The sequence below is a fragment of the Staphylococcus arlettae genome (assembly GCF_025560845.1).
GTDB classification, from domain to species: domain Bacteria; phylum Bacillota; class Bacilli; order Staphylococcales; family Staphylococcaceae; genus Staphylococcus; species Staphylococcus arlettae.
This window is the reverse complement of sequence record NZ_CP094803.1, coordinates 537,109-563,176: the sequence shown is the minus strand read 5'-3', so window position 1 is coordinate 563,176 and position 26,068 is coordinate 537,109. Positions and strand designations below refer to the sequence as shown.

Sequence of the window (26,068 nt, the reverse complement as noted above, 5' to 3'; positions counted from 1 at the left end):
CGTATTAAATTCCACAATTTATGTTGATACTACTTTTTTCAAACTGATAGCAATTATAAGCGCAATTACTGCAATTCCTACTGAAAAGTAAGCTGTTGCATGCACATTAATATTTGAAACAATCAGTCCACCAATAATACCACCAACACCAATACCAGCATTTAAACTTGACATATTCCAGCTCATAACTTGGCTTGTATCGCCTTCAACATGTTCAATAATTCCGCTTTGTACTGCCGGATTAGTACTCCATTGCATAATGTTCCAAATAAATACCGTGATAAGTAACATAGCAACAGTTGATAACACTGGATTTAATGATAACATCGTTGCAATAAATATGATTATAGAGATGATTAACCACCTTTTACTTGTTAACTTGTCTGATAAAAATCCGCCCATTGATGTTCCTATGACGCCAGCAACACCATTAATCAATAAAACTATAGAGATAAATGATAAATCATGTCCACCTGCAAGCATCAATGGATTTATAAAAATAAATGTTATCGAATTCGCTACTAATATTAAGAAAGTAATACTTAGAAATTTAACAATTTCGGCAGGACGTAAAATTTTCGAATAAGTAGTACTTTGTCGTGGTGTGCTACCAACGTGAGACTGTTTATTAGTATCCTCAACTGAAGGTAAATAAATAAACATTAAAATACCCGCAAGTACACTTACTACAACTATAAATACAAATGTATAGCGCCATCCTACTAAATCACCTATCATTGTCCCAAGTGGAACTCCAAAAACATTCGCTCCACTAAATCCTGAATAAACTACACCAATCATTTTACCTCTGTTTTGTGGTGCAGTTAATAAAGCAGTAAGGGCTAGTATTTTGACAACAATTAATGCTGCTGCCGCTGAAGACAATATTCGCCCGATAACTAAAATTGTGAAGTTTGGCGCAATGGCAATAATTAAATTCCCCACAATAAAAGCAAGTAACGTTATAAGCAATAACGGTTTGGGCGCAAAACGATTCGTTAATTTCACTAATATTGGGCCTGAAATCGCAAAGGTAATAGCATAGAGTGTCACCAGTTGTCCTACTATAGCTTCAGACACATTCAAGTCTGCGCTCATTAAATTCATAATTCCAGCTACCATCATCTCAACCATACCTACGATGAAAATACTAACAATAAAGGTAACTATTCTCATTACTGACATAGACCTGTCTCCTTTCTATATGATGTACGTTTTTTTACATAACCATTCCATTATATACCATTCGTCAACCATACTCATACCCTTTAAAGCCTATTACACCAATAGTTTATCGAATACTTAACATTACTAAATAACATTGGCTGTAACACCATAAAAATACGAACTCCTCCCATAATTAACATAGAAGAAGTTCGCTTAATAACATCATTAATTATTGCTTTGTAATATCTATTGTGTTTGCAATAAGTTGATCACGTTGATTGAAAAATTGTTTATAACTTAAATATGTTGCAAATAATGCTGACATTATAGTAGCAGTAGTATGAATAAAAATTACCATCAATTGAAATTTAATCGCTTCTAATGGCGGAACACCACCTATAATCAGTCCAGTCATCATCCCAGGAATAGATACAATCCCATAGGTTTTCACTGAATCTATCGTAGGTACGATAGCCGTTTTAATACTTTCACGTAATGTCGCTTTGGAAGCTAATTTAGGTTCGGCACCTAATGATAATTTCGCCTCAATTTCATCCATTTGTTTAACGAATTCTTTATCCAAATTTTGATAAGCTAAATTAATCGCAATCAAACTATTACTGGCAACCATACCAGCTACAGGTATCACTTCATTGGCTTTGAAATCAATAGCACCTGTCACGATAACGCCCATTAACGGTAAAACTACACCTATAAATATTGAACTAAATGAAATCAAAAACACATGATGCATAATAGGCGATGCTCGATGTATAGTATTCCATGCAGCATTAACGATAATAACTAGTACAAATAACATCAGTAACCAATGTTGATTAACATCAAATATAAAATCTAAAATAAATCCTAATATTAACAGTTGAATAATGGCACGCCCTGTAGCAATTAGTAAATCTTTTGTAATATGTAATTTTTCTTTATACGAAACAATAATTGGAAAGAGTAACAATAATGCAGTTAAAGATAAGGCTGTAACACTCATGTTAGTACCTCCTCAGACTGTAGCTTTCCATCAACAATACGCCACTGTTTATCAAAATGTCGCGTACTTTGTTGATCATCATGCGTAATCCAGACTACAGCTAATCCTCGTTGCACTAACTCAAAAATAAATGTTTCGATGTTTTCCTTATTATGCACATCTAGTGCGCTTGTGGCTTCGTCTAACAGTAATACTTTTGGTATATACATGAGTTGTCGTGCAATTGTAATACGTTGACGTTCCCCGCCTGACAAATGTTGTACAAGAGTATTTAGCTTATAATGACCTAAACCTACTTTTTTTAATAACTTTCTCGCCCTGCTTTTATCAAACTTGTCTTGTCTAGCAAGTGCTGGAAAAGCTAAGTTTTCACCGATGGTAGTACCAAACAAGTCGCTTTGTTGTAATAAAAAACTAACTTCCATTCTCAAAGTTTCAGGATCTATATCTTCAAAAGGATGTCCATATAACGTTATTGTCCCTTCCGTCGGACTCAGCAAATTACTCATTAATCTAAACAGTGTGCTCTTACCACTACCAGATGGACCTAGGACACTAATGGCTTCACCCGGGTTTACGGTTAAAGAAATATCGTCAATAATAGTACGCTTATCAATTTTATAAGAAACATGATTCAACTCAAGCACATACTTCGCCTCCAAGCTTACCAAAACTTACTTACAGTTTTATGTTCTAACTCACTAACAGTGTTAAAGTTATTGCATAATCTCTATGTTCAATGCAATATAAATATAGTTAAATTATTTAAATGAACCATTTAACCTACAGTTAGTTTATATCGCTAATAATATTATTATAACGTTACCACAATTAAGATAAATGCAACCAAATTATTCAACATATGGAATGTTACCGCAGCAGCAAGATTTTTGCCTGTTATTAAATACACAAAAACGATTGAACCACCAAGAATTAAATAACTGCCGATTTCAAAGGGTGATTGTGCACCTGTCATATGTAAGCAACCAAACACCACTATCGAAATAATAGTCATTAAAGTATAAGTGAACTTTTTCCCGAGTTCATGAATCAACAAATGGCGAAATAACATTTCCTCTACGAATGGGGTCAAAATAACAATATCAATAAATAGTAACGGTAACAGCCAAGGATTATCAAATAATGACAGCAATTCCATTTGGTTCTGTGTTTCACTATATTGTAACGATTCAGGTAAAAATGTCGTTAACCATTCATATATATATATTAAAATTGTACTGGCAATATAAGTACTTACAAATAACATAGTATATGGTTTTAATTGTCGAAATCGCTGGAGAGCAATATTGATAATTTGATGTTTACGATGCATTAAATAAAAAATATATAACAATATAACAGAGCTTAAAATAGAACTTATAATATAAATAGGATGCTCTAACTCTGTAAAATCAACATTAAATTGAGTCACTAAATAAACTAACAATAATACTAAAATATTCGTCGCAATTAGATAAATAGGAATTAACCAAAAATCTCTTTTTACTAAATTTGAACGTTGCCAATAATTGTCTGCTTCGTTATGTATTGTGTTCTGTGAAGTCTTTGAGGACATGGTTTACCATTCCTTTCAAAATTTATATCTTAAATATATCATGCCTCCAATTTATAATATATAGATGTGATTCTATTACTTTCAAAAATAATCATATCTCATTTTTAATTGCAAAAATTCTTTTTTCTTCACAACACTTCCAAATTGTAATAATACGAATTTGTTGTAATATAGAACATAATAAGGAGGGATTTAAAATGACAGTCTTAACAGTTCTACAATTAATCGTCAATGTCATCATAGTGGTATTTTTAATTGGTGGCCTCGTTTTGGGGGCGGTGCTACTATTTAAAGATAAACGACAAAAACAACATAGTGTACTCCGAAATTATCCATTATTAGCACGTATTCGTTACTTTTTTGAAAAAATTGGTCCTGAAATGCGCCAATATCTGTTTTTGGAAGATACTGAAGGGAAACCTTTTTCACGCAATGATTTCATCAATATTGTAGTGGCAGGTAAATATAATTCTCGTATGACAAGCTTTGGTACACAAGAAGATTATAAAGAAGGCTTTTACATTCAAAATACGATGTTTCCACTTCAAACTTCAGAACTTAATATCGATCAGTCATCTATGATTTCTACATTTATCTACCATATAGATAATGAACGACTTTTTAATCGCGATGAACATCGTGAAGAAACCAACATTGATCCTTATTTTTTAACTGATGACGACGCCATTGTGTTAGGTGCTCAATTAGCACACCCATTCACACTCAAACGCTTAGTAGGTCAATCTGGAATGAGTTATGGAGCTTTAGGCCAACGAGCAATAACTGCACTATCTAAAGGATTAGGTCAAGCAGGCACTTGGATGAACACTGGTGAAGGTGGCTTATCAACATATCATCTTAAAGGTGGCGGAGATATTATTTTCCAAATAGGGCCAGGACTTTTCGGTGTACGTGATGCGGAGGGTAATTTTGATGAAGAAGAATTCAAACGTTTAGCACAATCAGCTGAAGTTAAAGCTTTTGAAATTAAATTAGCCCAAGGAGCTAAAACACGTGGAGGTCATATGGCAGGCAATAAAGTAACTGAAGAAATTGCTGAAATCCGTAACGTAACACCTTGGAAAACTATTAATTCACCCAACCGCTTCACATACATTAATAATCCCAATGACTTACTAGAATGGGTTAGCAATTTGCAACAAATTGGACAAAAACCTGTAGGCTTTAAAATAGTAATAAGTAAAGTTAAAGAAGTCGAAACACTTATTCAGACAATGATTCGCACCAATCAATTTCCTGATTTTATAACAATTGACGGAGGTGAAGGTGGCACAGGTGCTACCTTCCAAGAACTGGAAGATGGTGTAGGTCTTCCGTTGTTCACAGCCTTACCAATACTATCAGGGCTATTAGAAAAGTACGATATGCGAGATCGTGTAAAAATCTTTGCTTCTGGTAAACTGATTACACCAGACAAGATTGCAATTGCGCTCGCACTTGGAGCCGATTTAGTCAATATCGCACGAGGAATGATGATTAGTGTCGGCTGTATTATGAGCCAACAATGTCATATGAATACTTGTCCTGTTGGCGTTGCTACTACAGATGAAAAAAAAGAACGGGCTTTAATCATCGAAGAAAAGAAATTCCGAGTAACCAATTATGTGACTAGTCTACATGAGGGTTTGTTTAATATTGCTGCAGCTGTTGGTGTGTCAAGCCCTACTCAAATTAGCAAAGAACATATTATTATGAAGCAACATAATGGTGACCTGCAATCCATTCACGACTACAAATTAAAGCTTATCGAACACCAATGATAACTAAAGAGGTTGCAACAATTATAAAGTTGCAACCTCTTTAGTTATTTATTAACTTATAACCACTATTTTACAATCCAGTAGTCAGTTGTTCACTTAATTTTTCAACGATTGTCACTTCATCATCTTCTAAGGGATTAAAAACAAATTTCTCTCCATCAATAAATACTGTTGGTATGCCTGTTATTCCTCGTTCAAATGCTTCTGCAGTTATAGCTAATGAACGTTCGTCTGCTGCTTTATTAAGTGCTAAGTTGAATTCATCTTCCATTTTACGTTCAATTGCACTAAAACTTGTTTTCCAACTTTCTTGTGTTTCATATAAATGATGAATTAATTGATAAGTTCTAGAAACATCCTCATAATCTAAATAAAAATTAGCGATTGTTCCTTTTAACAAACCTTGTTTTGTTTTATCAAAATGTTTAATTACATGTTTTACTTTACCTTGCTCAATTAATGGCGTTAAATAACTATCCGCTGCTTTAAAATAATTTTTACAATATGGACAAGCAAAGTTAATAAATGATTCTACTGTAACAGGTGCATTACTTTTACCTAAAGTTAAATGTTGTACGTCTGACACGATTATTCCCCCTTCTTATAATTACTACTATTGAAACATAAATTATCTCTAATTACACAAATTTAGTCTTACTACTTTACTAAGAATTCATATAAATAGCGTTTCTTAGCACAAATGCTAAAATATAAATAACACTTATTTTATTTTGGAGGTTAATATATGAAAAATTCAGTCGAACTATTAAAAACATTAACTGATGTAGATGGTATTGCAGGACATGAAATGACAGTTAAATCTTTGATGCATGATTATTTAAGTCCTATTAGTGACGAAATTGTCGAAGATAACTTAGGTGGCATTTTCGGGAAAAAGCAAGCTGTTAATGGTAGCAAGTCTTTAATGGTTGCCGGTCATTTAGATGAAATTGGCTTTGTTGTAACTAAAATCGATGAAAATGGTTACTTAAAATTCACTCCGATTGGTGGTTGGTGGAACCAAGTCATGTTATCTCAGAAAGTAACAATAACGACTGACGAAGGTAAAAAAATACGTGGTATTATTGGTTCTAAACCGCCTCATGTACTGTCTCCAGAAGAACGTAAAAAGACGGTTGATATTAAAGAAATGTTTATTGACATTGGTGTGAAAAGTAAGAAAGAAGCTGAGCAATTTGGTATTGAGCTCGGTAATATGGTAACACCATATAGTGAATTTGAAACATTAGCTAATAATAAATACTTAACAGCAAAAGCATTTGATAATCGTTATGGTTGTGCACTTGCAATTGATGTACTAGACAACTTAAAAAATGAACAAATTGATATTGATTTATACGCAGGTGCCAATGTTCAAGAAGAAGTTGGCTTACGTGGTGCAAAAGTTGCAGCTAATACGATTAAACCTGATTTAGCCATTGCAGTCGATGTTGCTGTTGCCTATGATACACCAGGGTTATCCCAACTTAGTGAAACTGCATTAGGCGAAGGTCCAGTCGTTATTATCATGGATGCGAGTAACGTTGGCCATGTTGGTTTGACTAAACATATTAAACAAATCGCTAAAAAGGATAATATTAGTATTCAATTAGATTCTACTCCTGGTGGCGGAACTGATGCTGGTAGCATACATGTAGCAAATGAAGGAATTCCAACAGTAGCTATTGGTGTCGCTTTACGTTATATGCATTCTAATGTCTCTGTTTTAAATACAGATGATTATAAAAATTCAGTAGCATTAGTAACTGAAATCGTTAAATCTTTAAATGATGACACAGTAGAACAAATCATTTGGTAATTATTTTATAGGTAAAAAGCTTGGACACTACACATGTTCCAAGCTTTTTTATCTGTGATATATTTTTAATTTTCCCTACAATTACATTAAAATTAAGAACACTACAATGCTATAACACCGTTTACTCTAATTCTCTCTTATTCCATGTTATGTACAGGAGGTTTAACCTCTTCAGGTAATGGGCTTTGATACTGATCGCGTCCTATTTCGCGATCAAATTCTTGTTCGATATCCTTTAATTTTTCTGGATGTTCTAATACATAAATCGCACTTCGAGCTAATACACGTGCTGCACGTGACATCCCTTTTTGTGCCACCGTACTTTTGCCTTGTGCAACCATTTGCCACGTATGTAACTGTGTCCCTATAGCTGCAGTTGCGGTTGTTACTTGTGCAGTTGGAACGTTCCAACTAACATCTGCCACATCTGTAGAACCATACATTATTTTTGTTGTAGGTTCATATGGATGAATGACATCACTTAAATTTTTCCCTTCAACTAAATGTTGATCTTGTAACACTCCAAAGCTCTCATACGTTTTAACAGCAGTTTGTTGCTCTTCCTCACTTAAAGTTTCCCAAAGTGCTTGTGCAAAAGTTTGTTCTTCAGATGTATAACTAATCTGTCGTTCTTTATCTAATTCATCAAATACCACTTGCTCTAAAGTTTGATTAGGTACATATTCTGAAACTGCAGATATTAGCTCTGAGGACATAGTTGTCCCAGTCATTAACGCTGCGCCTTGTGCAATTTTATCGACACGTTTATAAATTTCACGTGCATCTTCTATTTTCGGTGCCCTGATTAAATATACTACTTCAGCTTCAGCTTGCACAACATTAGGAGAGACACCTCCTGTATCCGTAATAGCATAATGAATGCGTGCATCCTGGATAAGGTGTTCACGTAAATAGTTTCCACCTACATTCATCAGTTCTACAGCATCTAATGCACTTCTACCGATATGTGGCGCACTTGCTGCATGCGCACTTTTTCCTTTAAATTTATACTTAACTTGGAAATTAGCTAGTGAGCGTAATGCCATAATTGCATTAAAAGGTGTAGGATGCCAAGTTAAAGCTAAATCTAAGTCATCAAACATCCCCGCTCTCGCTAAAAAACCTTTGCCCGATCCGCCTTCTTCAGCTGGACAACCAATTATTTTTACAGTTCCAGGAAGTTTATACTTCTCAAGATAAGCTTGTACTGCGAGTGCAGCACCGATAGCACCTGTCCCTAATAAATTATGACCACACCCATGGCCAGCTTTATTGTGCTCCACTGGTTTGTTATAGGTAATGTTTGCTACTTGGCTTAATGAAGGTAATGCATCATACTCTGCTAACAATCCAATTACTGGACCTTTATTGCCAAAAGTAGCTGAAAAAGCAGTTGGAATATTGGCTATGCCCTGCTCAATATCAAAACCTTGTTGCTCTAAATAGTTACATATCTCAGCACTCGAGTCGTATTCTTCATATAATGTTTCTGGGTGATCCCATATAAAATCGCTTAGCATTTGCAACTCTTGCGCTTTATCTTCAATTATTTGTTGTACAAATAGTTCATAATCTTTCATTATTAATTCCCACCGCCTTTGTCCACTACATAATAACACGATTCTTTTCTAAAAATACAATTTTTCAGAATATTTATGTTTTTTTCATCTTAGCTTTGTTATAATTTCGAATAAGCTCAAACGTGGAGGGATTTGCAATGAAAAAGCAAAACAAACCGAAAGTTTCATTTGTACATAAAGCTTTAAACGGCGTAGAAGTCGTTGGAAATCGTTTGCCTGATCCTAGCATTTTATTTTTTCTAATGTGCGTAGGTTTGGCCGTTATAACTTGGGTAGTCTCACTCTTTCAAGTAAGTGTGAAACATCCAGGTACAGGTGATGCTGTCGCCATTAAAAGCATTATTAGTAAAGATGGCATCACAATGATTTTTAATGATGCTATACAAAATTTTTCTGAGTTCCCTGCTTTAGGTCTAGTACTGTCCGTAATGTTAGGTATAGGTATTGCTGAAAAGACAGGTTACTTTGATAAATTAATGATTCAAGTAGTACAAAAAGCACCAAAGAAATTTATCGTTCCCTGTATTATTATTATTGGTATCTTAGGTAATGCTGCTGGTGATGCTGCTCCTATTGTCTTACCACCACTGACTGCCATAGTATTTATTAAATTAGGCTATCACCCGATAGCAGGATTGGCTATGGCATATGCAGCTGCTTTAGGTGGTTTTTCAGCTAACTTTTTAATAGGTATGTCAGATGCGCTACTATACGCATTTACCAAACCAGCTACCAATATTGTATCTGATAGTATCCAAACTAATGTCGCAATGAATTGGTATTTTATCGCTGCTAGTGTCGTAGTTTTACTACCTGCTGTGTATTGGGTCACAATGAAAATAGTTATACCTCGACTTGGGACTTATGACGCCAGTGATACAGATATTACTAGCGAGGATTCTGATACAACAATTAGTCCAAAAGAAAAGCGCGCTGTATTTTGGGCGAATATTAGTTTTGTAGCTGTAATCGTCTTAATCGTTGTAACTGCAATACCTCAAAATAGTTTTTTACGTAACGCCAAAACAGGCAGCTTATTAAATGATGCCCCTATTATTAATGGCGTAGGACTACTTATTTTAATTCTCTTTTTAGTACCAGGATTAGTATATGGCATTATGACCCAAAAATTAGCGAATTCAAAAGATTTAGGCAAGATGTTAGCAGACTCTATGTCTTCCATGGGATCATTTATTGTTATTGTCTTTTTTGCCGCACAACTACTAGCATTTTTAGAATGGAGTAATTTAGGTATTATTGTTGCAGTTAAAGGTGCAGCATTACTCCAAGGACAAAATGGTATTGTGCTTATTATAGGTATTATTTTGCTGAGCTCAATTATAAATTTACTTATAGGCAGTGCTTCAGCTAAATGGGGTATTTTAGCACCTATTTTTATACCGATGTTAGTGCTTGTAGGATTTCATCCAGCATTTACGCAAATGTTATATCGCATAGGTGATTCTATTACTAATCCTATAACACCAATGATGCCTTACTTACCATTACTTTTGTCTTACGCACAAAAATATGATCCGAAAATGAAACTGGGTTCTTTACTCTCTAGTTTAATGCCCTATTCAATCGTATTAGGCATTGTGTGGCCACTCTTCATGATAGTATGGTTCTTATTAGGCTGGCCATTAGGTCCTGGGGGGCCTATCTTCAGCAAATAAAATGACATTACTATTTCAGTCAATTTTTGACAATTAAATTGCCACAAATATATTTGAATCGTGTATGATAGGGTAAATAAAAAAAACACGACTTAACAATATACACCTAGGAGGCAAATATGAAACGCATAGGTTTAATCGATATTGGATCAAATACCATTCGCTTAGTGATATTTGAATTCGATAAAAAGACTGGTTTAGATGAAGTACTTAATATAAAAACACCTGCACGTTTAAGTCAGTATTTGACTAATGATTTAACGATGACACAAGAAGGTATTGAAGTATTAACTACAACTTTGAGTAGTTTTAAACGTGTCTCAGATAAATTTGCAACAGACGAACTACACCCTATTGCTACAGCAGCAATTAGACAATCGACTAATCGAGATGACATTATCAAACATATTAAACAACAACTTAATATAACAATGCGTATTATCCCTGAAGAGAGTGAAGCTTTTTATGGTTATTATGCAATCACACATACGACAAATATTTCAGATGGTATCTCTGTCGATATCGGTGGCGGTTCTACAGAAGTAACATTATTTAAAGATAAACAGCTAAAAGCTGCCCACAGTTTCCCATTTGGTGTAGTGACGTTGACTAAAAAATTTTTCAGTGACAAACCGCACAATGATAAACATGCTATAAAAGATATGGAAAAGTTTCTAATTAAGCAATTTAGTCAATTAGACTGGCTTAATGATGCTCAAGTAGCTCTTGTAGGTGTTGGTGGGTCTGCACGTAATGTCGCGCGTATTCATCAATCTGCACACGACTACCCTATAGGGGGTGTCCACAACTATTCTATGAGTGCTAAAGATGTTGAAGAGGTATTTTCGCTAATCAAAAAATCATCACGCGATGAATTAAAAGATGTAGATGGTTTGAGTGGTGACCGAATAGATATCATTTTACCGGCTGTTGCAGTATTTAAAAATTTATTCACTAAAATCAATGCCACCCAATTTACTTTTTCACGTAAAGGGTTACGTGAAGGCTATGTGATGCATTTAATTAGCGAGCAATTTCCTGATCAGTTCAACAAAGAAAATATTCGCCAAGATGCGCTATATCATTTAGCTAATGAATATAAAATAGAAGAAAAAAGTGCGAAACAGCGTGTTAAGCTTGCCTTATCTTTACTCAATCAATTGATAGAAACAAAACATTTAGACATTAGTAAGACAGATAAACGATTATTTGCGGAAGGATCTTATTTGTATTATTTAGGGAGCTTTATAAATGCTGATTCAAGTTCTCCACATACCTATTATATTATTGCTAATTCTATGATTGAAGGTTTTACACATCAAGAACGTGTCAAACTTGCTTTACTTGCAAGTTTCAAGAACAAATCATTAATGAAATTTTACAGTCACGAAACAAAATGGCTAGTACAAGACGAATTAGATACTATCCAGTCGTTAGGTGGCATCATCAAATTTATTAACGCATTGAATATCTCTCAAACAAATGTCGTCGATCGTATTTATCTAAAGAAAGAAAAAGGCGATTACACACTTTACGTATTTTATGAGGGAGAACCTGTTGCTGAAGAATATCAAGCTAATCGACAAAAGAAGCATATCGAAAAGATATTAAAGGACAAACTTTCTATTAACTTTACACGCGCTTAATATTTATATGATAAGTTAAAATAAGATTATTATGCAATTTAGACTATAACGAGGTGTAGCGAGTATTATGCAAAATTATTTAAGATCCAAAGATTTGAATTTACCACAATATTATAATAATAGAGAGCTAAGTTGGTTGGATTTTAACTTTCGTGTTTTGCAAGAAGCAGAAGATAAAAATAACCCTCTGTTAGAGCAACTCAATTTTATATCAATTTTCAGTTCTAATTTAGACGAATTCTTTATGGTTCGTGTAGCTGGTTTACAAGATCAATATAAGATGGGGTACGATAAGCCTGAAAACAAAGCCCAATTAACGCCAAAACAACAACTTGAACAAATTAAAATTAAAAATAAACACTACGTCAATTTACAATATAAACGCTATAATGAATTAGTTGATGAATTAAAACAATACAAAGTCGAAATTGTTGAGCCTGAATGTTTAAACGATGATTTGTTAGCTGACTTAGAACAAGAGTTCAAATTAAGCATCTTACCCACATTAACACCTTTAGGTATTGATGCCTATCATCCATTTCCAAAATTAAATAATAAAAGTTTAAATATTTTTGTTGATATCGATACTGAAGATGCTATTAATTCAGCCATTGTGCAAATACCATCTTTAATACCTAGATTCACCACTTTAAATGATGGTGATAAACAGTATGTAGTTATGATTGAAGACATAATAACGTACTTTATAAATTACCTCTTCACTGGTTTTGAAGTATTAAACACCTTTACTTTTAGAATTACTCGAAATGCAGACTTAACTATTCACGAAGATGGTGCTGAAGATTTATTAATCGAAATTGAACGTTTCTTAAAAGAACGTAAAAGTGGTTCGTCTGTACGTCTTGAAGTAGATGGAAGAACAACTACTTACGAAGATATTCAATGGTTAATAAATCAATTGGAAGTAGACGATGATCATATTTACTTTGTTGATGGACCATTAGATTTAACTTTGTTATTTGGTTTAGTAGATCACTTATCAAATAAACTAAAACATTTAAAATATCCAAAATATTCACCTCAAATACCACAATCATTAGGAAACAATGATATTTTTGAATTATCGTTAAAACGTGATATCTTTTTCCATCATCCGTATGAAACATTTGAGCCGATTGTAGATTTTGTACGCAAAGCGGCAAACGATCCAAATACCATAGCAATCAAACAAACACTCTATAGAGTTAGTAAAGATTCTCCTATAATTCAAAGCTTAAAAGATGCTGCAGAAAAAGGAAAACAAGTGACTGTGTTAGTCGAATTAAAAGCACGTTTCGATGAAGAAAACAATGTACATTGGGCACGTGAATTAGAAGATGCAGGCTGTCACGTAATTTATGGTATGACTTATTTAAAAACCCATAGTAAGATTTCCCTTGTCGTTAAGCGTATCGGCAATGAGTTAACTTCCTTTGTCCATCTTGGCACAGGTAATTATAATGATAAAACAGCAAAAATATATACAGATATGGGTCTTATTACTACTGACAATGCTATCGTTGAAGATGGTATTAATTTCTTTAATTATTTAAGTGGTTACTCAATCAAACCTAAATATAATAAATTGATTGTAGCTCCTTATGATATTCGCGATGAATTTATTGCGCGTATCGATAATGAAATTATACAACATAAACAATATGGCAACGGTAAAATCATGATGAAAATGAACTCATTAACTGATAAAGATATTATCTTAAAATTATTTGAAGCTTCTCGTGCCGGTGTTACTGTCAAGCTCATCATTAGAGGAATTTGTTGCTTGAAACCTGGAATCCCTGGTATAAGTGACAATATTGAAGTCGTAAGTATTGTCGGCCGTTTCTTAGAACACTCACGTATTTACTATTTCCATAATAATGGCGAGGACAATATCTATCTATCATCAGCGGATGCCATGACTCGAAATATGATAAAACGCGTAGAAATCCTTTTCCCTGTAGAAGATAAAGAGATTAGCCAACGTTTAATAAATTATTTAAATTTACAGTTATCAGATAATCAAAAAGGTCGTTATCAAGATGCAGCCGGCAATTATCACTACATTCAAAATAATTTGTCACCATTAAACTCTCAAGCGTACTTAATGCAAGAAGCAATAGAATATGGCAACTCATTAACAGCTTTCAAAACGCAAAACTATGCCACACCAGTCACATCTAAACGTGGATGGTTTTCAAAATTTAAAAATAGCTTTAAAAGATAAATAATATAAATATTAAAGAGTTAACTCTCACTTACATAAAGTGTGGTTGACTCTTTTTTTGGCACATCTTCTCGTCCACTAAGCACTGTCACTTTTGATATAATAAAATTACTATCAAGCTTAGTAACGGAGGTTAATATATGACTATTTATTCCAATCTTGTAACACACTATCCAGAACTCCAATCTTTAAAAGATTATAGACCTATATTGTGGCTAAATCCGAACTACGGAATGACGACACCACAGCAATTTTCACTTAGTGATATAGAAGCGGCACAACAACGATTACGCCGTTTCAGCTCATATATTCAAACAGTATTTCCAGAAACAAGCGAAGCTGATGGTTTAATTGAATCCCCATTAATGGAAATTCCTAATATGCAAAGCGCGCTTGAACATCACTTTCACACTGCTATTCCGGGTTCATTATTTTTAAAATGTGATCACGCATTACCTATTTCAGGTTCAATTAAAGCGCGCGGTGGAATTTACGAAGTATTAAAATTTGCGGAAACAATTGCTCAACAAAAAGGTGGCCTGTCGTTAGAAGATGATTATAGTATTTTATCTTCCCCCTATTATCAACAGTTATTCTCACAATACACCATAGCAGTAGGATCTACAGGTAACTTAGGCCTTAGTATTGGCATTATGAGTGCAAAATTAGGCTTCAATGTCAATGTGCACATGTCTAATGAAGCGCGTGAATGGAAAAAAGCGCGTTTACGTTCTCTGGGAGTTAATGTTATTGAACATACATCAGACTATCAGGTAGCTGTTGCAAACGGACGCAAAGCTGCTGCTGATGATCCTACATGCCATTTCGTTGATGATGAAGGTTCTACAGATTTATTTTTGGGATATAGTGTAGCTGCACTACGTTTAAAGACTCAACTAGATGCACAAAATATTAAGGTAGATGCAACACATCCATTGTTCGTTTATCTTCCTTGTGGTGTAGGTGGTGGTCCTGGAGGTGTTGCTTATGGCCTCAAAACTGTTTTTGGTGAGCATGTTCATTGTTTATTTGCAGAACCAACTCACGCACCTTGTATGACATTAGGTATGATAACAAAACTTCATGATCAAATTGTCGTTACCGATATAGGCATCGATGGTAAAACGTCGGCTGATGGTTTAGCAGTCTCGCGTCCTTCTAAACTCGTTGGTGAAGTCATGATGCCAATATTATTAGGATGTGCTACCGTTACAGATGACATGATGTACAAATATTTATACTTATTAAATAAAAATGAACACATTCAAGTCGAACCTTCTGCAACTGCTGGTTTTGCAGGTATAATTCCAACTTTACAACAATCACAACAATTTAACTTTGAAAATGCTACACATATAGTTTGGTCTACGGGTGGTAATATGGTCCCTACAACTGATATGTCTGAGTATATTCAACATGGTGCTAACTTAATGTCACATTAAATATAAGTTTTAACTTATCAAAAACTGTATGAACAATTTGTTTAAAGTTCAAATGTGATGGAGATATTTACTGTTACTTACAGAATTTCTTCATCACTTTTTTAATTCAATAAATATTCAGAATATTTATTGAATTAAAAACATAGATATGTTAAAGTTTAACTTATCATTTAATCCTTTACTTCGGTAGAGAACAAAAGTAAATCGCAAAGGATGGTATTATGACAAATGCAACAACTTTAATCAGAAATAAAGAAAAAGAACTCGCATTTCTAAAACATTTTGAACAAGCAGATTATCAACTTGTGGACTTCAGTTTTATAGAATCATTAACGTGGCCTACATTAACACAAGATGATTTACAACAAATGACTGAACGAAGTTTTTGGCAACATAACCATCAGATTTTTGCGTTACGTAACGACTTTACAGATCAATTATTACGTTATTATAGCAATTATCCATCACCTAATAATAAAGTGGCATATTCTGGTCCTATTATTCGCGATAATATTGTTAATACACAATTAGGTATTGAACATTACAACCCTACTATTAATGATATGCAAAATGATTTTATAACCTTTTATGATTTTATTAAATCAACTTTACAAGATGATATTGAATTCGTCATTCTAGGTCACTATCAGTTAATAGATTTACTCTTAGCAGACAAAGAACAAAACGCTCAAATTTTGAAGTTAATACAAGAACGCAACATTTCTGAATTATCTCAGCAGTTAGGTACAGCACATCCAATCGTTCAATTATTAATGACAAAAACTACAGACCAACTTAAACTATTAACACAACTTTACACAGTAGATCATAGTACGATTCAAGCATTAACACGTTGGGAACAATTTTTTAAATCATTAGGTGTTACTGATATTCACCTAGATATCACACCTCAACCACCTCGTTCATATTATAAGGGCGCATTTATGACATGCACATTGCAACATAACAAAGCGCAACAATTGACCGGTGGTTATTATACAGGCGAATTAGAAGGTTTTGGATTAGGGTTTATTCTTTAAATTAAAGGAGAGAATATTATGCTTACCGTTGCACTCGCAAAAGGAAGATTATTAAAAAGTTTTATAAGTTATTTAGCAAATAAAAATGAACAAGCTATCGTGAATGCTTTAGAAAACCGTGAACGCCAATTATTAATTACGGTCAACGACATTCAATTTGTGTTAGTTAAAGGTAGCGATGTCCCTATTTATGTAGAACAAGGCGTTGCTGATGTAGGAATTGTAGGTAGCGATATTTTAGAAGAAGGCAATTACACTATTAATAATTTATTAGATTTACCATTTGGTGAATGTCACTTTTCATTAGCTGCTAAACCCGAAACAACTGAGTTTACTAAAGTCGCAACTTCTTATATGCAAACTGCACGTCAATATTTTGAAGCTCAAGGTATGGATGTAGAATTAGTTAAACTGTCTGGATCGATAGAACTTGCCTGTCTTGTTGATATGGTAGACGGTATTGTAGATATTGTGCAAACTGGTACTACATTAAAATCAAATGGACTTGTTGAAAAAGAGACTATTAAACCTATCAATGCCAAACTTATTACTAATAAACAAGCCTACTTTAAAAAATCAACAGAAATCGAAGGCTTAATCAAACGATTGGAGGTATCAGTCATTGATCTTAAATAAAGAAACATTTTTTAATACTTTATCAGAAACCGCTTCTTTGAATGAAGATTTATATTCGATAGTTAAAGACATTTGTGACAATGTCAAAAAACATGGCGACCGTGCTTTACTGCAATATAATAAACAATTTGATCATGTCGATAATCCAGAGCTCAAAATATCTAATGCAGAGATTGAGGCTGCCTATGCACGCATAGATGAGGATTTAAAGCGTGCTTTACAACAAAGTCATCAGCGCATCGAAGCATTCCAACAATCTATTAAATGGGAAGAACGTAAAGGCCAAGATGAATGTTATGAATTGTATCATCCTTTAGAGAGTGTTGGTATTTATGTACCGGGAGGCAAAGCAAGTTATCCATCTACTGTTTTAATGACAGCAACTTTAGCCAAAGTCGCTGGAGTCAAAAACATTGTAGTTGTTACACCTCCACAACAAGAAGGTATCCCTGATGTTGTTCTTGCTGCTTGTTATATTACTGGTGTAACTTCAGTATATCAAGTAGGAGGTGCGCAAAGTATCGCTGCTTTAACTTATGGTACAGCAACTATACCTCAAGTTGATAAAATTGTTGGTCCCGGAAATCAATTCGTAGCGTATGCTAAAAAATACTTATTCGGTAATGTTGGTATCGATCAAATTGCTGGTCCAAGTGAAATTGCCCTTATCATCGATGACACAGCAGATTTAGATGCAGTCACTTACGATGTCTTTGCACAAGCGGAACATGATGAATTAGCACGTACATTTGTTATTAGTGAAGATATTTCATTGTTGAAAAGACTAGAAGATAAAATCCAAGCGACACTTACTCAAATTGAACGCCAAGATATTGTTAAAGCAAGCTTAACGCAAAACCATTATTTAGTTGTGGCAAACGATTTTACTGAGGCATGCGATATCATGAATACAATTGCACCTGAACACGCTTCTATTCAAACACAAAATCCAGAAGAGTACTTACACCATGTTCGCTCTGTTGGCGCATTATTCTTAGGCCACTATTCACCTGAAGTGATTGGTGATTATGTGGCTGGACCGAGTCATGTCTTGCCAACAAATCAAAATGCTCGTTTCACTAATGGATTATCGGTCAATGATTTTTTAACACGCCATTCCGTAATCAACCTATCGCAAAAGACATTTAATGATATACAACAAAGTGCAAAAACAATTGCACATACGGAACAGCTTTATAATCATGAACAATCTATTACTATTCGTACATCAAAGGAGTATGACAATGATTAGAATAAACAAAAATGAAAGTCCACTACGGCCGTTATCTGAAAGTCAACTGGCGACTATTATTAATGATTCTGCTTTTAACTTTTATCCTGATGCAGAATATGAACAATTCAAACGAGCTTATGCCGATTTTTATCACTTCCAAGCTGAACAAATTATCGCTGGTAATGGGTCAGATGAATTGATTCAAAAACTTATGCTAATTATGCCTGACGGGCCAGTGTTAACACTTAATCCAGACTTTTTTATGTACCAGGCATATGCTGCCCAAGTCAAACGCCCTATTCATTTTGTTGAAGCACAAGCTAATCTAACATTCGACTTAGACACAATCTTACAACGAATAGAAGAAGTACGACCTGCATTTTTTATTATGAGCAATCCGCACAACCCAACAGGTAAACAATACGATTCGGTATTTTTACAAGCTATTGCTGATAAAATGTATGCTATAGGTGGCTACTTTGTGATTGATGAAGCGTATCTGGATTTTGGCACTGCCTATAGCTTTGAGAAAGTAGATCATGTATTACAAATGCGTACACTATCAAAAGCATTTGGTTTGGCTGGCTTGCGCTTAGGCGTATTGATTAGTACAGCTTCAACGATTGCTAAAATCAAACAAATCGAACATCCATATCCATTAAATACAGTTACACTAAAAATAGCATTATATATGTTTGAACGCCCTGAGCAAACAAAACAGTTTATTAATCATCAACGCTATTTGGCACAACGGTTACGTGATATGTTAAATCAAGAAGTTTCACATTTGATGACTATTTTCTCATCTGCGACAAACTTTGTGTTAACACAAGGAGAAGCAGCTGAATCATTAGGACAATATATTTACCAACACGGTTTTTTACCACGTTTCTACGACGAAACTATAATGCAAGACTATGTACGCTATTCCATTGCTACAGATGAGCAATTAAATACTTTAGCGCAACTTATCAAAGACTGGAGGCAAGACTATGAACTATCAAAAAACGCGTAATACAGCTGAAACAAAATTAGAAATCACATTATCAGATGATAATGCACCTAGTAATATCAAAACAGGTGTTGGTTTTCTAGATCATATGCTGACTTTATTTTCATTTCACAGCAAACTTACGCTGAATATAGAAGCAAATGGTGATATTGAAGTAGATGATCACCATGTTACTGAAGACATCGGTATTGTACTCGGTCAATTGCTATTAGAAATGGTCAAAGACAAAACTACATTCCAACGTTATGCTGCGAGCTACGTGCCAATGGACGAAACACTTGCACGTACCGTAATTGATATTAGTGGTCGCCCTTATTTATCTTTTAATGCAACTTTAAGCAAGGAAAAAGTAGGCACTTTTGACACTGAGCTTGTAGAAGAGTTCTTTCGAGCATTTGTCATAAATGCTCGATTAACGACGCATATTGATTTAATTAGAGGTGGGAACACTCATCATGAAATTGAAGCAATTTTCAAATCATTTGCACGTGCATTAAAATCAGCACTGACAGCGAATGATTACCAAGGCATCCCGTCATCCAAGGGCGTGATTGAATGATCGCAATTATTGACTATGGCTTAGGCAATATCAAAAATATCCAACGTGCAGTTGAACATTTGGGTTACAATTCAATACTTACTGATCAACCTTCTGAAATTAGTCAAGCCGATGCGATTATTTTACCAGGCGTAGGTCATTTTCGAGATGCCATGCAAGCTATAGCATCTCGAAATTTAATAACTACATTACAACAAATTACTAATATTCCAGTTATTGGTATTTGCTTAGGTATGCAATTAATGTATGAGCATAGCGCTGAAGGTGATGTTGATGGTTTGAAATTAATTCCCGGTATAGTGACACCAATTAAGACCACCTACCCTGTACCACATTTGGGCTGGAATAACTTAAGTAGCTCTATACCTACATTAAATAAAGATGTTTATTTTGTGCACTCTTATCAAGCGGAGATGTCACCCTATGTAGTTGCATATGCTGATTACGGCACCCTAATACCTGCAATTGTTCAATATAAAAATTTTACCGGTATACAATTCCATCCTGAAAAAAGTGGTATGTATGGCCTTTCAATTTTAAACCAAGCACTTCAAGGAGGATTTTCAAATGATCAAACTTTGGCCAGCAATTGATTTAATCAATGCAACAAGCGTCAGACTAACAGAAGGTAAATATGATTCTGAGGAAAAAATGGCCAAAAGTGCCGAAGAAAGTATTAAGTTTTATAGTCAATTTGACTGTGTAGACCGTATTCATATTGTTGATTTAATTGGTGCTAAAGCACAATCAGCAATTGAACATGACTATATTCATACTTTAAGACAATTAACTGAAAAACCTATGGAAGTAGGCGGTGGCATCCGTACTGTAGATACAATTAACACATATTTTAATGATGGTATTGATTTTTGTATTGTGGGGACAAAGGCTATTCAAGATGTTGAATGGCTAATTGAAATAACACATACTTTCCCAGATCGTATTTGCCTTTCCATCGATGCTTATAAACAAGCTATTAAGATTAATGGTTGGGAACAAGATGCACAACTGGACCTTTTTGAATTTTTGGAACAAATCAATGACTTGCCATTAGCAGGTATTATCTATACTGACATTTCCAAAGATGGACGAATGGCAGGACCAAATTTTGAAATAACAGGAAAGCTTGCCAGTCAAACTAACATACCTGTTATTGCATCGGGAGGCATTAGAAATCAAGATGACTTAACACAATTAGAACAGTTAGGCGTCGATGCTGCCATTGTAGGAAAAGCCGCACACAAACCAGAATTTTGGGAGGGCTTAAAATGATAAAAAAAAGAATCATTCCTTGTTTAGATGTTAAAGATGGACGTGTTGTAAAAGGTATTCAATTTAAAGGCTTACGCGATATTGGTAACCCTGTAGATTATGCACTCTATTATAATGATCAAGGTGCTGATGAATTAGTCTTTTTAGATATTTCACGAACAGAAGCAGGACATGATTTAGTATTAGATGTCATCCAAGAGACAGCCGCCAAACTTTTCATACCATTAACTGTTGGTGGTGGCATATCAACATTAGATGACATTTCTCAATTACTTAATCATGGTGCTGACAAAGTATCTCTAAATTCTAGTGCTTTAAAAAACCCACAATTTATCAAAGAAGCGAGTAATAAATTTGGTAGCCAATGTATTTGTATAGCGATTGATAGTAACTATGACTCTGAACTCGAAGACTATTATTGCTACACACATGGTGGTAAACAGCGCACTAACAAACGTGTATATGATTGGGTGCAAGAAGTTGAAGCTTTAGGTGCAGGAGAGTTATTGATTACAAGTATGACACATGACGGTATGAAACAAGGCTTTGATGTCACACATTTACATGAAATTGAACAACGCGTTAACATTCCAATTATCGCCTCAGGTGGTGGCGGCAAACCGAGTCATTTTGTTGATTTATTTAAACAAACAGATGTCTCTGCAGGGTTAGCTGCGAGTATATTACATGATAAAGAAACTACCGTAGATGAGATTAAAACATGTATGTCAGAAGGAGGTATTCCAGTACGATGACCCAACAACCAGATTTTAGTAAAGGGTTACTCCCAGTAATTTTACAAGATAGCACTACTAAGCAAGTATTAATGTTAGGTTATATGGATAAAGCTGCTTATGATAAAACCATCGCTGATCAAATTGTCTGTTTCTATTCACGTTCTAAAGAACGTTTATGGGTTAAAGGCGAAACATCTGGCCATACTCAAGAGGTTGTTTCAATGCATTTAGATTGTGATCAAGATACTTTATTAATTGAAGTCAAACCTAATGGACCAACTTGTCATACAGGCAGCCAAAGTTGTTTCAATACTACAGTACCATTTTATGTACAAAACCTAGCAGAAACAATTGTCGACAGTTTAAACTCTACTAAAAACAATTCATATACTAAATATTTATTAGCAGAAGGACTAGAAAAAATCACGAAAAAGTTTGGTGAAGAAGCATTTGAAGTAGTTATTGGTAGTATGAAACAAGATAAAAATGAAGTAACCAACGAAACTGCTGACTTACTTTATCATTTATTTGTCTTGTTGCAAGCTTTAGATATCGACTTTGCATCTGTGGAACAAGTACTTGCAGAACGCCATAAAAAGTCCAACAACTTTAAAGGAGAGCGTTCTGATATAGACAATTGGTAAGTTCAAGGGAGTGGGACAGAAATCTGATTTTGAAAAAATGATTTCGTTGTCCCACCCCGGCAAGGATGACTAGCTTTGAAACAAGCTTGGTTCGAAGCGCATTTTCAATGCAGTCAGCTACTGCCCCATATGAAAAGAGACTAGAACAAAGCAATGATGTTCTAGCCTCCATAACGTAAACAAATCCTTTGAATTAATTTGCGAAGGGTTTGTTTATTTTCTACTTATATAGTTTTGTCAAAATAATAGTGCTTTTTCGTATATTTACTTAGTAGGAGATAATGTCGACCTATCAAATCATCTGGTACATATAACCTATATCCTGTTGGCAGTATTTATGCCGACTCCTGTGGGTAAAGCACTAGCCGAAGACTACAGGCTGAGGCAGTGCCCACGGAAAGCGTGCATAAAAACTGCCAATATAGCAAACAGTCAGCTACTGCCCATATGAAAAGAGGTTGGGACGAATCATGAACTGCACCCAGTCAAGTAGACAAGTAAATAATTAAAAAATTGGTTAGTCTCGTTTTATGCGAGATTAGCCATTTTTAATGTAATTCTTTCATTATTAAAAAACTTTATATATTTATTTATAACTTGAAATGCTTCTTCTATACTTTCGAATTTAAACCGTTTAGAACCTCTATAAATCTCAGATTTAATAATTCCCCAAACACCTTCCATAGGACCATTATCAATACACTTTCCAACACGAGACATACTTTGTATCATCTTATGGTGATTTAACTTATTTTTAAATAATCGGGAAGTATACTGAAAACCACGATCGCTATGAAATATAATACCTTCGGTACTAGTTACAGTCTTGACTGCCTTATCAAATGTTTTAAATACGAGTTGATTGTTATTTGAATTTCCCAAATAATGACTTACGATTTTACCTGTTCCCAAATCATATATTGCACTAAGATATATTTTACTTCCATTTTCAAGTTGGAACTCAGTTACATCTGTTAGCCATTTTTTATTAGCCTCTCTTTCTTGAAACTCACGATTTAATTCGTTTTCGGCTATCGTTTGAGGAGTACAAGGCTTATAGCGCTTGCGTTTACGGCGGATAACTGCTTTTAAATTTAGTTGATTCATTAACCGATAAACACGTTTATGATTTACTTTTTTATGCAAATATAGGCGAATATAAATATAAATTCGTCTATATCCATAAATGCCTTTATATTTTTCATAAATGTGTTTGATTTCTTTTATTAATATTTTATTTTCAAATTCTTTTTGTGTGGGCTTTCGATGTAACCATTTATAATAACTTGCGCGTGAAATATTTAAAGTTTGGCATAAATGTTTAATTGGAAATTCATTTCTTAGCGCTTCAATCGTTTCATATGCTGCGATTTTTTTGCTTGTTGATTTATCATCTCTCTTTCTATTTCTTGATATTTTTTTAAGACTTTATTTTCCATTTCTAATATTTTATTTCGATCTTTTAGTTCTTGGATTTCAGCTTCTCTCTGTTCTTCTGGTGTTAATATAGATTTAGGTTTGCCTTTGCCTCTACCGTCTTGGAGGCCATCACGGCCATGTGATTTATACTTTTGTACCCATTGGTACAACTGACCGTAACTAACATCATATTTTTTAGCACAATCTTTATAACTAATTTCATTATCTAAATAGTATTCTACAATTATAAGACGTTCTTTGAATGTTGTTGTTTTACCTTTCATCGTATACACCTCTTGTTTTGGAGAATAATTGGTATTCTCTTTTCTTCCAGTATAACGATTTACCCATTTGCGTACAGTTTCATGGGCAGGAATATTATATTTAATGGCCAATTTTTTATAAGATATATCATTATCCAAATATTCCTGAACTACATTCATTTTAAATTGAAATGAATACTTATTATTTTGTGAGTTACGTATTAAAGAATATAAGCCGTTTGTTAAATACCTATTGTACATATAACGGAGATATTCTGGAGATAGATTAACATCAACTATTTCTACAATGCTTTCGAAACTCATACCATTTTCATAATTATTAAAAACTGATTGTAATAAATCTAAGTCAATTAATTTTCTAGACATAAAAATACTCCCTTCAAAGTTTTCATTTTTTTAATGTCTACTTTGAAGGGAGCATATCATCAGTATTCTCCCAGCCTCTTTTTTTCTTATGCCATCTAATTAAACCGGACGTACTGTCACTTCATTGACATTAACATGTGCTGGTTGTAATAAAGCATAGACTGCTGCTTCCGCAATGTCGTTAGCTTCTAATTTTTTACGTCCGCCCCAGTCTGTATCACTGCTTAACGGTGTGTCTACCATGCCTGGTGAGATACTCGTAACTCTTACACCAGTTTTCGCTAATTCTTTTTCTAACCCTTGTGTAATAGTATGCACTGCTGCTTTTGTCGCACTATATAATGTACTTTGTTTTGTAACTTCAAAGCCAGAAATAGATGCAATATTTATAATGTGACCAGAAGATTGTGCTAAAAATTCTGGTATTACGGCATTAATACCATACAATGTCCCTTTAATATTAACATCTATCATTGTATCCCATGCGTCCACATTGCCCTCAGTTACACTTGAGGATAACATTTGTCCCGCACTATTAACTAAAACATCAATTTGACCAAAAGTTTGTTTTGTAAATTCAATAAGCCCGTTGACAGACGCATTTGATGTAACATCAGTTACATGTGTTTCTACATTTACATCATATTGCGTTGTAATTTTTGTTTCTACGTTTTTAAGACGTGTTTCGTTTCTTCCTGCTAATACGAGATTGATCTTATGGCTAGCAAATGATTTAGCTATTGCTGCTCCAATACCACTACTTGCACCCGTAACGACTGCCACTTTATTCGCTAATTCTGTCATAAAATTCTTACCTCCATCTGTTTTACTTTTTACTACGTTCACTTTATCATATTCTATAAAGAGACTTTACTGTTATGCTTTAGTGAGCCAATTACTACCGATAAATACATGCAAAAGTTTATTTGGTAGTATAAACTAGAATGT

The 26,068-nt window shown here is 34.2% G+C and carries 22 protein-coding genes and 1 pseudogene; 15 read left to right on the top strand and 8 right to left on the bottom strand.

The window, feature by feature from the left end:
- Positions 1-18: 18 nt before the first annotated feature.
- From MUA37_RS02505 to MUA37_RS02490, 4 genes are all read right to left on the bottom strand, one after another.
- Entirely contained in the window at positions 19-1,185 is a 1,167-nt protein-coding gene (locus MUA37_RS02505) for an MFS transporter (protein WP_103388740.1), read from the bottom strand.
- Between the two features lie 211 nt (positions 1,186-1,396).
- Positions 1,397-2,170: an ABC transporter permease gene (locus tag MUA37_RS02500; protein WP_119542174.1), complete on the bottom strand. Its 774-nt coding sequence runs from the start codon at positions 2,168-2,170 to the stop codon at positions 1,397-1,399.
- A complete protein-coding gene (locus tag MUA37_RS02495; protein WP_142019405.1) occupies positions 2,167-2,817 on the bottom strand; it encodes an ABC transporter ATP-binding protein in 651 nt (216 codons plus the stop codon). The genes MUA37_RS02500 and MUA37_RS02495 overlap by 4 nt, the downstream gene beginning before the upstream one ends.
- 167 nt (positions 2,818-2,984) lie before the next feature.
- Positions 2,985-3,746: a CPBP family intramembrane glutamic endopeptidase gene (locus tag MUA37_RS02490; protein ID WP_107376857.1), complete on the bottom strand. Its 762-nt coding sequence runs from the start codon at positions 3,744-3,746 to the stop codon at positions 2,985-2,987.
- A 197-nt stretch (positions 3,747-3,943) separates the two neighbouring features.
- Here MUA37_RS02490 and MUA37_RS02485 point away from each other — a divergent pair, with 197 nt between their 5' ends.
- On the top strand, positions 3,944-5,527 hold the full coding sequence (locus MUA37_RS02485) for an FMN-binding glutamate synthase family protein (RefSeq protein ID WP_142019404.1): 1,584 nt from the start codon (positions 3,944-3,946) through the stop codon (positions 5,525-5,527).
- Positions 5,528-5,597: 70 nt separating this feature from the next.
- Here the strand turns inward: MUA37_RS02485 and MUA37_RS02480 are convergent, their stop codons facing one another.
- A complete protein-coding gene (locus tag MUA37_RS02480; protein ID WP_002510021.1) occupies positions 5,598-6,113 on the bottom strand; it encodes a thioredoxin domain-containing protein in 516 nt (171 codons plus the stop codon).
- 159 nt (positions 6,114-6,272) lie between these two features.
- Between MUA37_RS02480 and MUA37_RS02475 the strand changes: the two genes are divergently transcribed.
- Positions 6,273-7,346, top strand: coding sequence for a M42 family metallopeptidase (locus tag MUA37_RS02475; protein ID WP_262624799.1), 1,074 nt, complete (start codon positions 6,273-6,275; stop codon positions 7,344-7,346).
- Positions 7,347-7,483: 137 nt separating this feature from the next.
- On the opposite strand, the gene MUA37_RS02470 is transcribed toward MUA37_RS02475, so the two are convergent.
- Positions 7,484-8,926, bottom strand: coding sequence for a M20 family metallopeptidase (locus MUA37_RS02470; RefSeq protein WP_204171428.1), 1,443 nt, complete (start codon positions 8,924-8,926; stop codon positions 7,484-7,486).
- A gap of 137 nt (positions 8,927-9,063) precedes the next feature.
- Here MUA37_RS02470 and MUA37_RS02465 point away from each other — a divergent pair, with 137 nt between their 5' ends.
- The 13 genes from MUA37_RS02465 (at position 9,064) to hisIE (ending at position 23,051) form a co-directional block, all read left to right on the top strand.
- Positions 9,064-10,602 carry an AbgT family transporter gene (locus MUA37_RS02465; protein WP_021459754.1) on the top strand — a complete coding sequence of 513 codons (1,539 nt, stop codon included), beginning with the start codon at positions 9,064-9,066 and terminating at the stop codon, positions 10,600-10,602.
- Between the two features lie 119 nt (positions 10,603-10,721).
- Entirely contained in the window at positions 10,722-12,248 is a 1,527-nt protein-coding gene (gene ppx, locus MUA37_RS02460) for an exopolyphosphatase (protein ID WP_142019401.1), read from the top strand.
- Positions 12,249-12,315: 67 nt separating this feature from the next.
- Complete coding sequence (locus MUA37_RS02455; RefSeq protein ID WP_142019400.1) at positions 12,316-14,475, top strand: RNA degradosome polyphosphate kinase; 2,160 nt, start codon at positions 12,316-12,318, stop codon at positions 14,473-14,475.
- Between the two features lie 140 nt (positions 14,476-14,615).
- Positions 14,616-15,917: a D-serine ammonia-lyase gene (locus MUA37_RS02450; RefSeq protein ID WP_142019399.1), complete on the top strand. Its 1,302-nt coding sequence runs from the start codon at positions 14,616-14,618 to the stop codon at positions 15,915-15,917.
- Between the two features lie 221 nt (positions 15,918-16,138).
- Positions 16,139-16,957 carry an ATP phosphoribosyltransferase regulatory subunit gene (locus tag MUA37_RS02445; protein ID WP_002510013.1) on the top strand — a complete coding sequence of 273 codons (819 nt, stop codon included), beginning with the start codon at positions 16,139-16,141 and terminating at the stop codon, positions 16,955-16,957.
- A gap of 18 nt (positions 16,958-16,975) precedes the next feature.
- Positions 16,976-17,593, top strand: a complete 618-nt coding sequence (gene hisG / locus MUA37_RS02440) for an ATP phosphoribosyltransferase (RefSeq protein WP_002510012.1) — start codon at positions 16,976-16,978, stop codon at positions 17,591-17,593.
- Entirely contained in the window at positions 17,583-18,845 is a 1,263-nt protein-coding gene (gene hisD / locus MUA37_RS02435) for a histidinol dehydrogenase (protein WP_031266806.1), read from the top strand. Before hisG ends, hisD begins: the two co-directional genes overlap by 11 nt.
- Entirely contained in the window at positions 18,838-19,842 is a 1,005-nt protein-coding gene (locus MUA37_RS02430; protein ID WP_002510010.1) for a pyridoxal phosphate-dependent aminotransferase, read from the top strand. The genes hisD and MUA37_RS02430 overlap by 8 nt, the downstream gene beginning before the upstream one ends.
- Complete coding sequence (gene hisB / locus MUA37_RS02425; protein WP_002510009.1) at positions 19,820-20,398, top strand: imidazoleglycerol-phosphate dehydratase HisB; 579 nt, start codon at positions 19,820-19,822, stop codon at positions 20,396-20,398. Before MUA37_RS02430 ends, hisB begins: the two co-directional genes overlap by 23 nt.
- A complete protein-coding gene (hisH, locus tag MUA37_RS02420; RefSeq protein ID WP_002510008.1) occupies positions 20,395-20,991 on the top strand; it encodes an imidazole glycerol phosphate synthase subunit HisH in 597 nt (198 codons plus the stop codon). The genes hisB and hisH overlap by 4 nt, the downstream gene beginning before the upstream one ends.
- Entirely contained in the window at positions 20,966-21,670 is a 705-nt protein-coding gene (gene hisA / locus MUA37_RS02415) for a 1-(5-phosphoribosyl)-5-((5-phosphoribosylamino)methylideneamino)imidazole-4-carboxamide isomerase (RefSeq protein WP_142019398.1), read from the top strand. Before hisH ends, hisA begins: the two co-directional genes overlap by 26 nt.
- Positions 21,667-22,425 carry an imidazole glycerol phosphate synthase subunit HisF gene (hisF, locus tag MUA37_RS02410; protein ID WP_002510006.1) on the top strand — a complete coding sequence of 253 codons (759 nt, stop codon included), beginning with the start codon at positions 21,667-21,669 and terminating at the stop codon, positions 22,423-22,425. The genes hisA and hisF overlap by 4 nt, the downstream gene beginning before the upstream one ends.
- Entirely contained in the window at positions 22,422-23,051 is a 630-nt protein-coding gene (hisIE, locus tag MUA37_RS02405; RefSeq protein ID WP_103388736.1) for a bifunctional phosphoribosyl-AMP cyclohydrolase/phosphoribosyl-ATP diphosphatase HisIE, read from the top strand. The genes hisF and hisIE overlap by 4 nt, the downstream gene beginning before the upstream one ends.
- A 528-nt stretch (positions 23,052-23,579) precedes the next feature.
- Here the strand turns inward: hisIE and MUA37_RS02400 are convergent.
- Positions 23,580-25,146, bottom strand: a pseudogene (locus MUA37_RS02400) (IS3 family transposase).
- A 73-nt stretch (positions 25,147-25,219) separates the two neighbouring features.
- Positions 25,220-25,924: an SDR family oxidoreductase gene (locus tag MUA37_RS02395; RefSeq protein ID WP_262624798.1), complete on the bottom strand. Its 705-nt coding sequence runs from the start codon at positions 25,922-25,924 to the stop codon at positions 25,220-25,222.
- Positions 25,925-26,068: the final 144 nt, after the last annotated feature.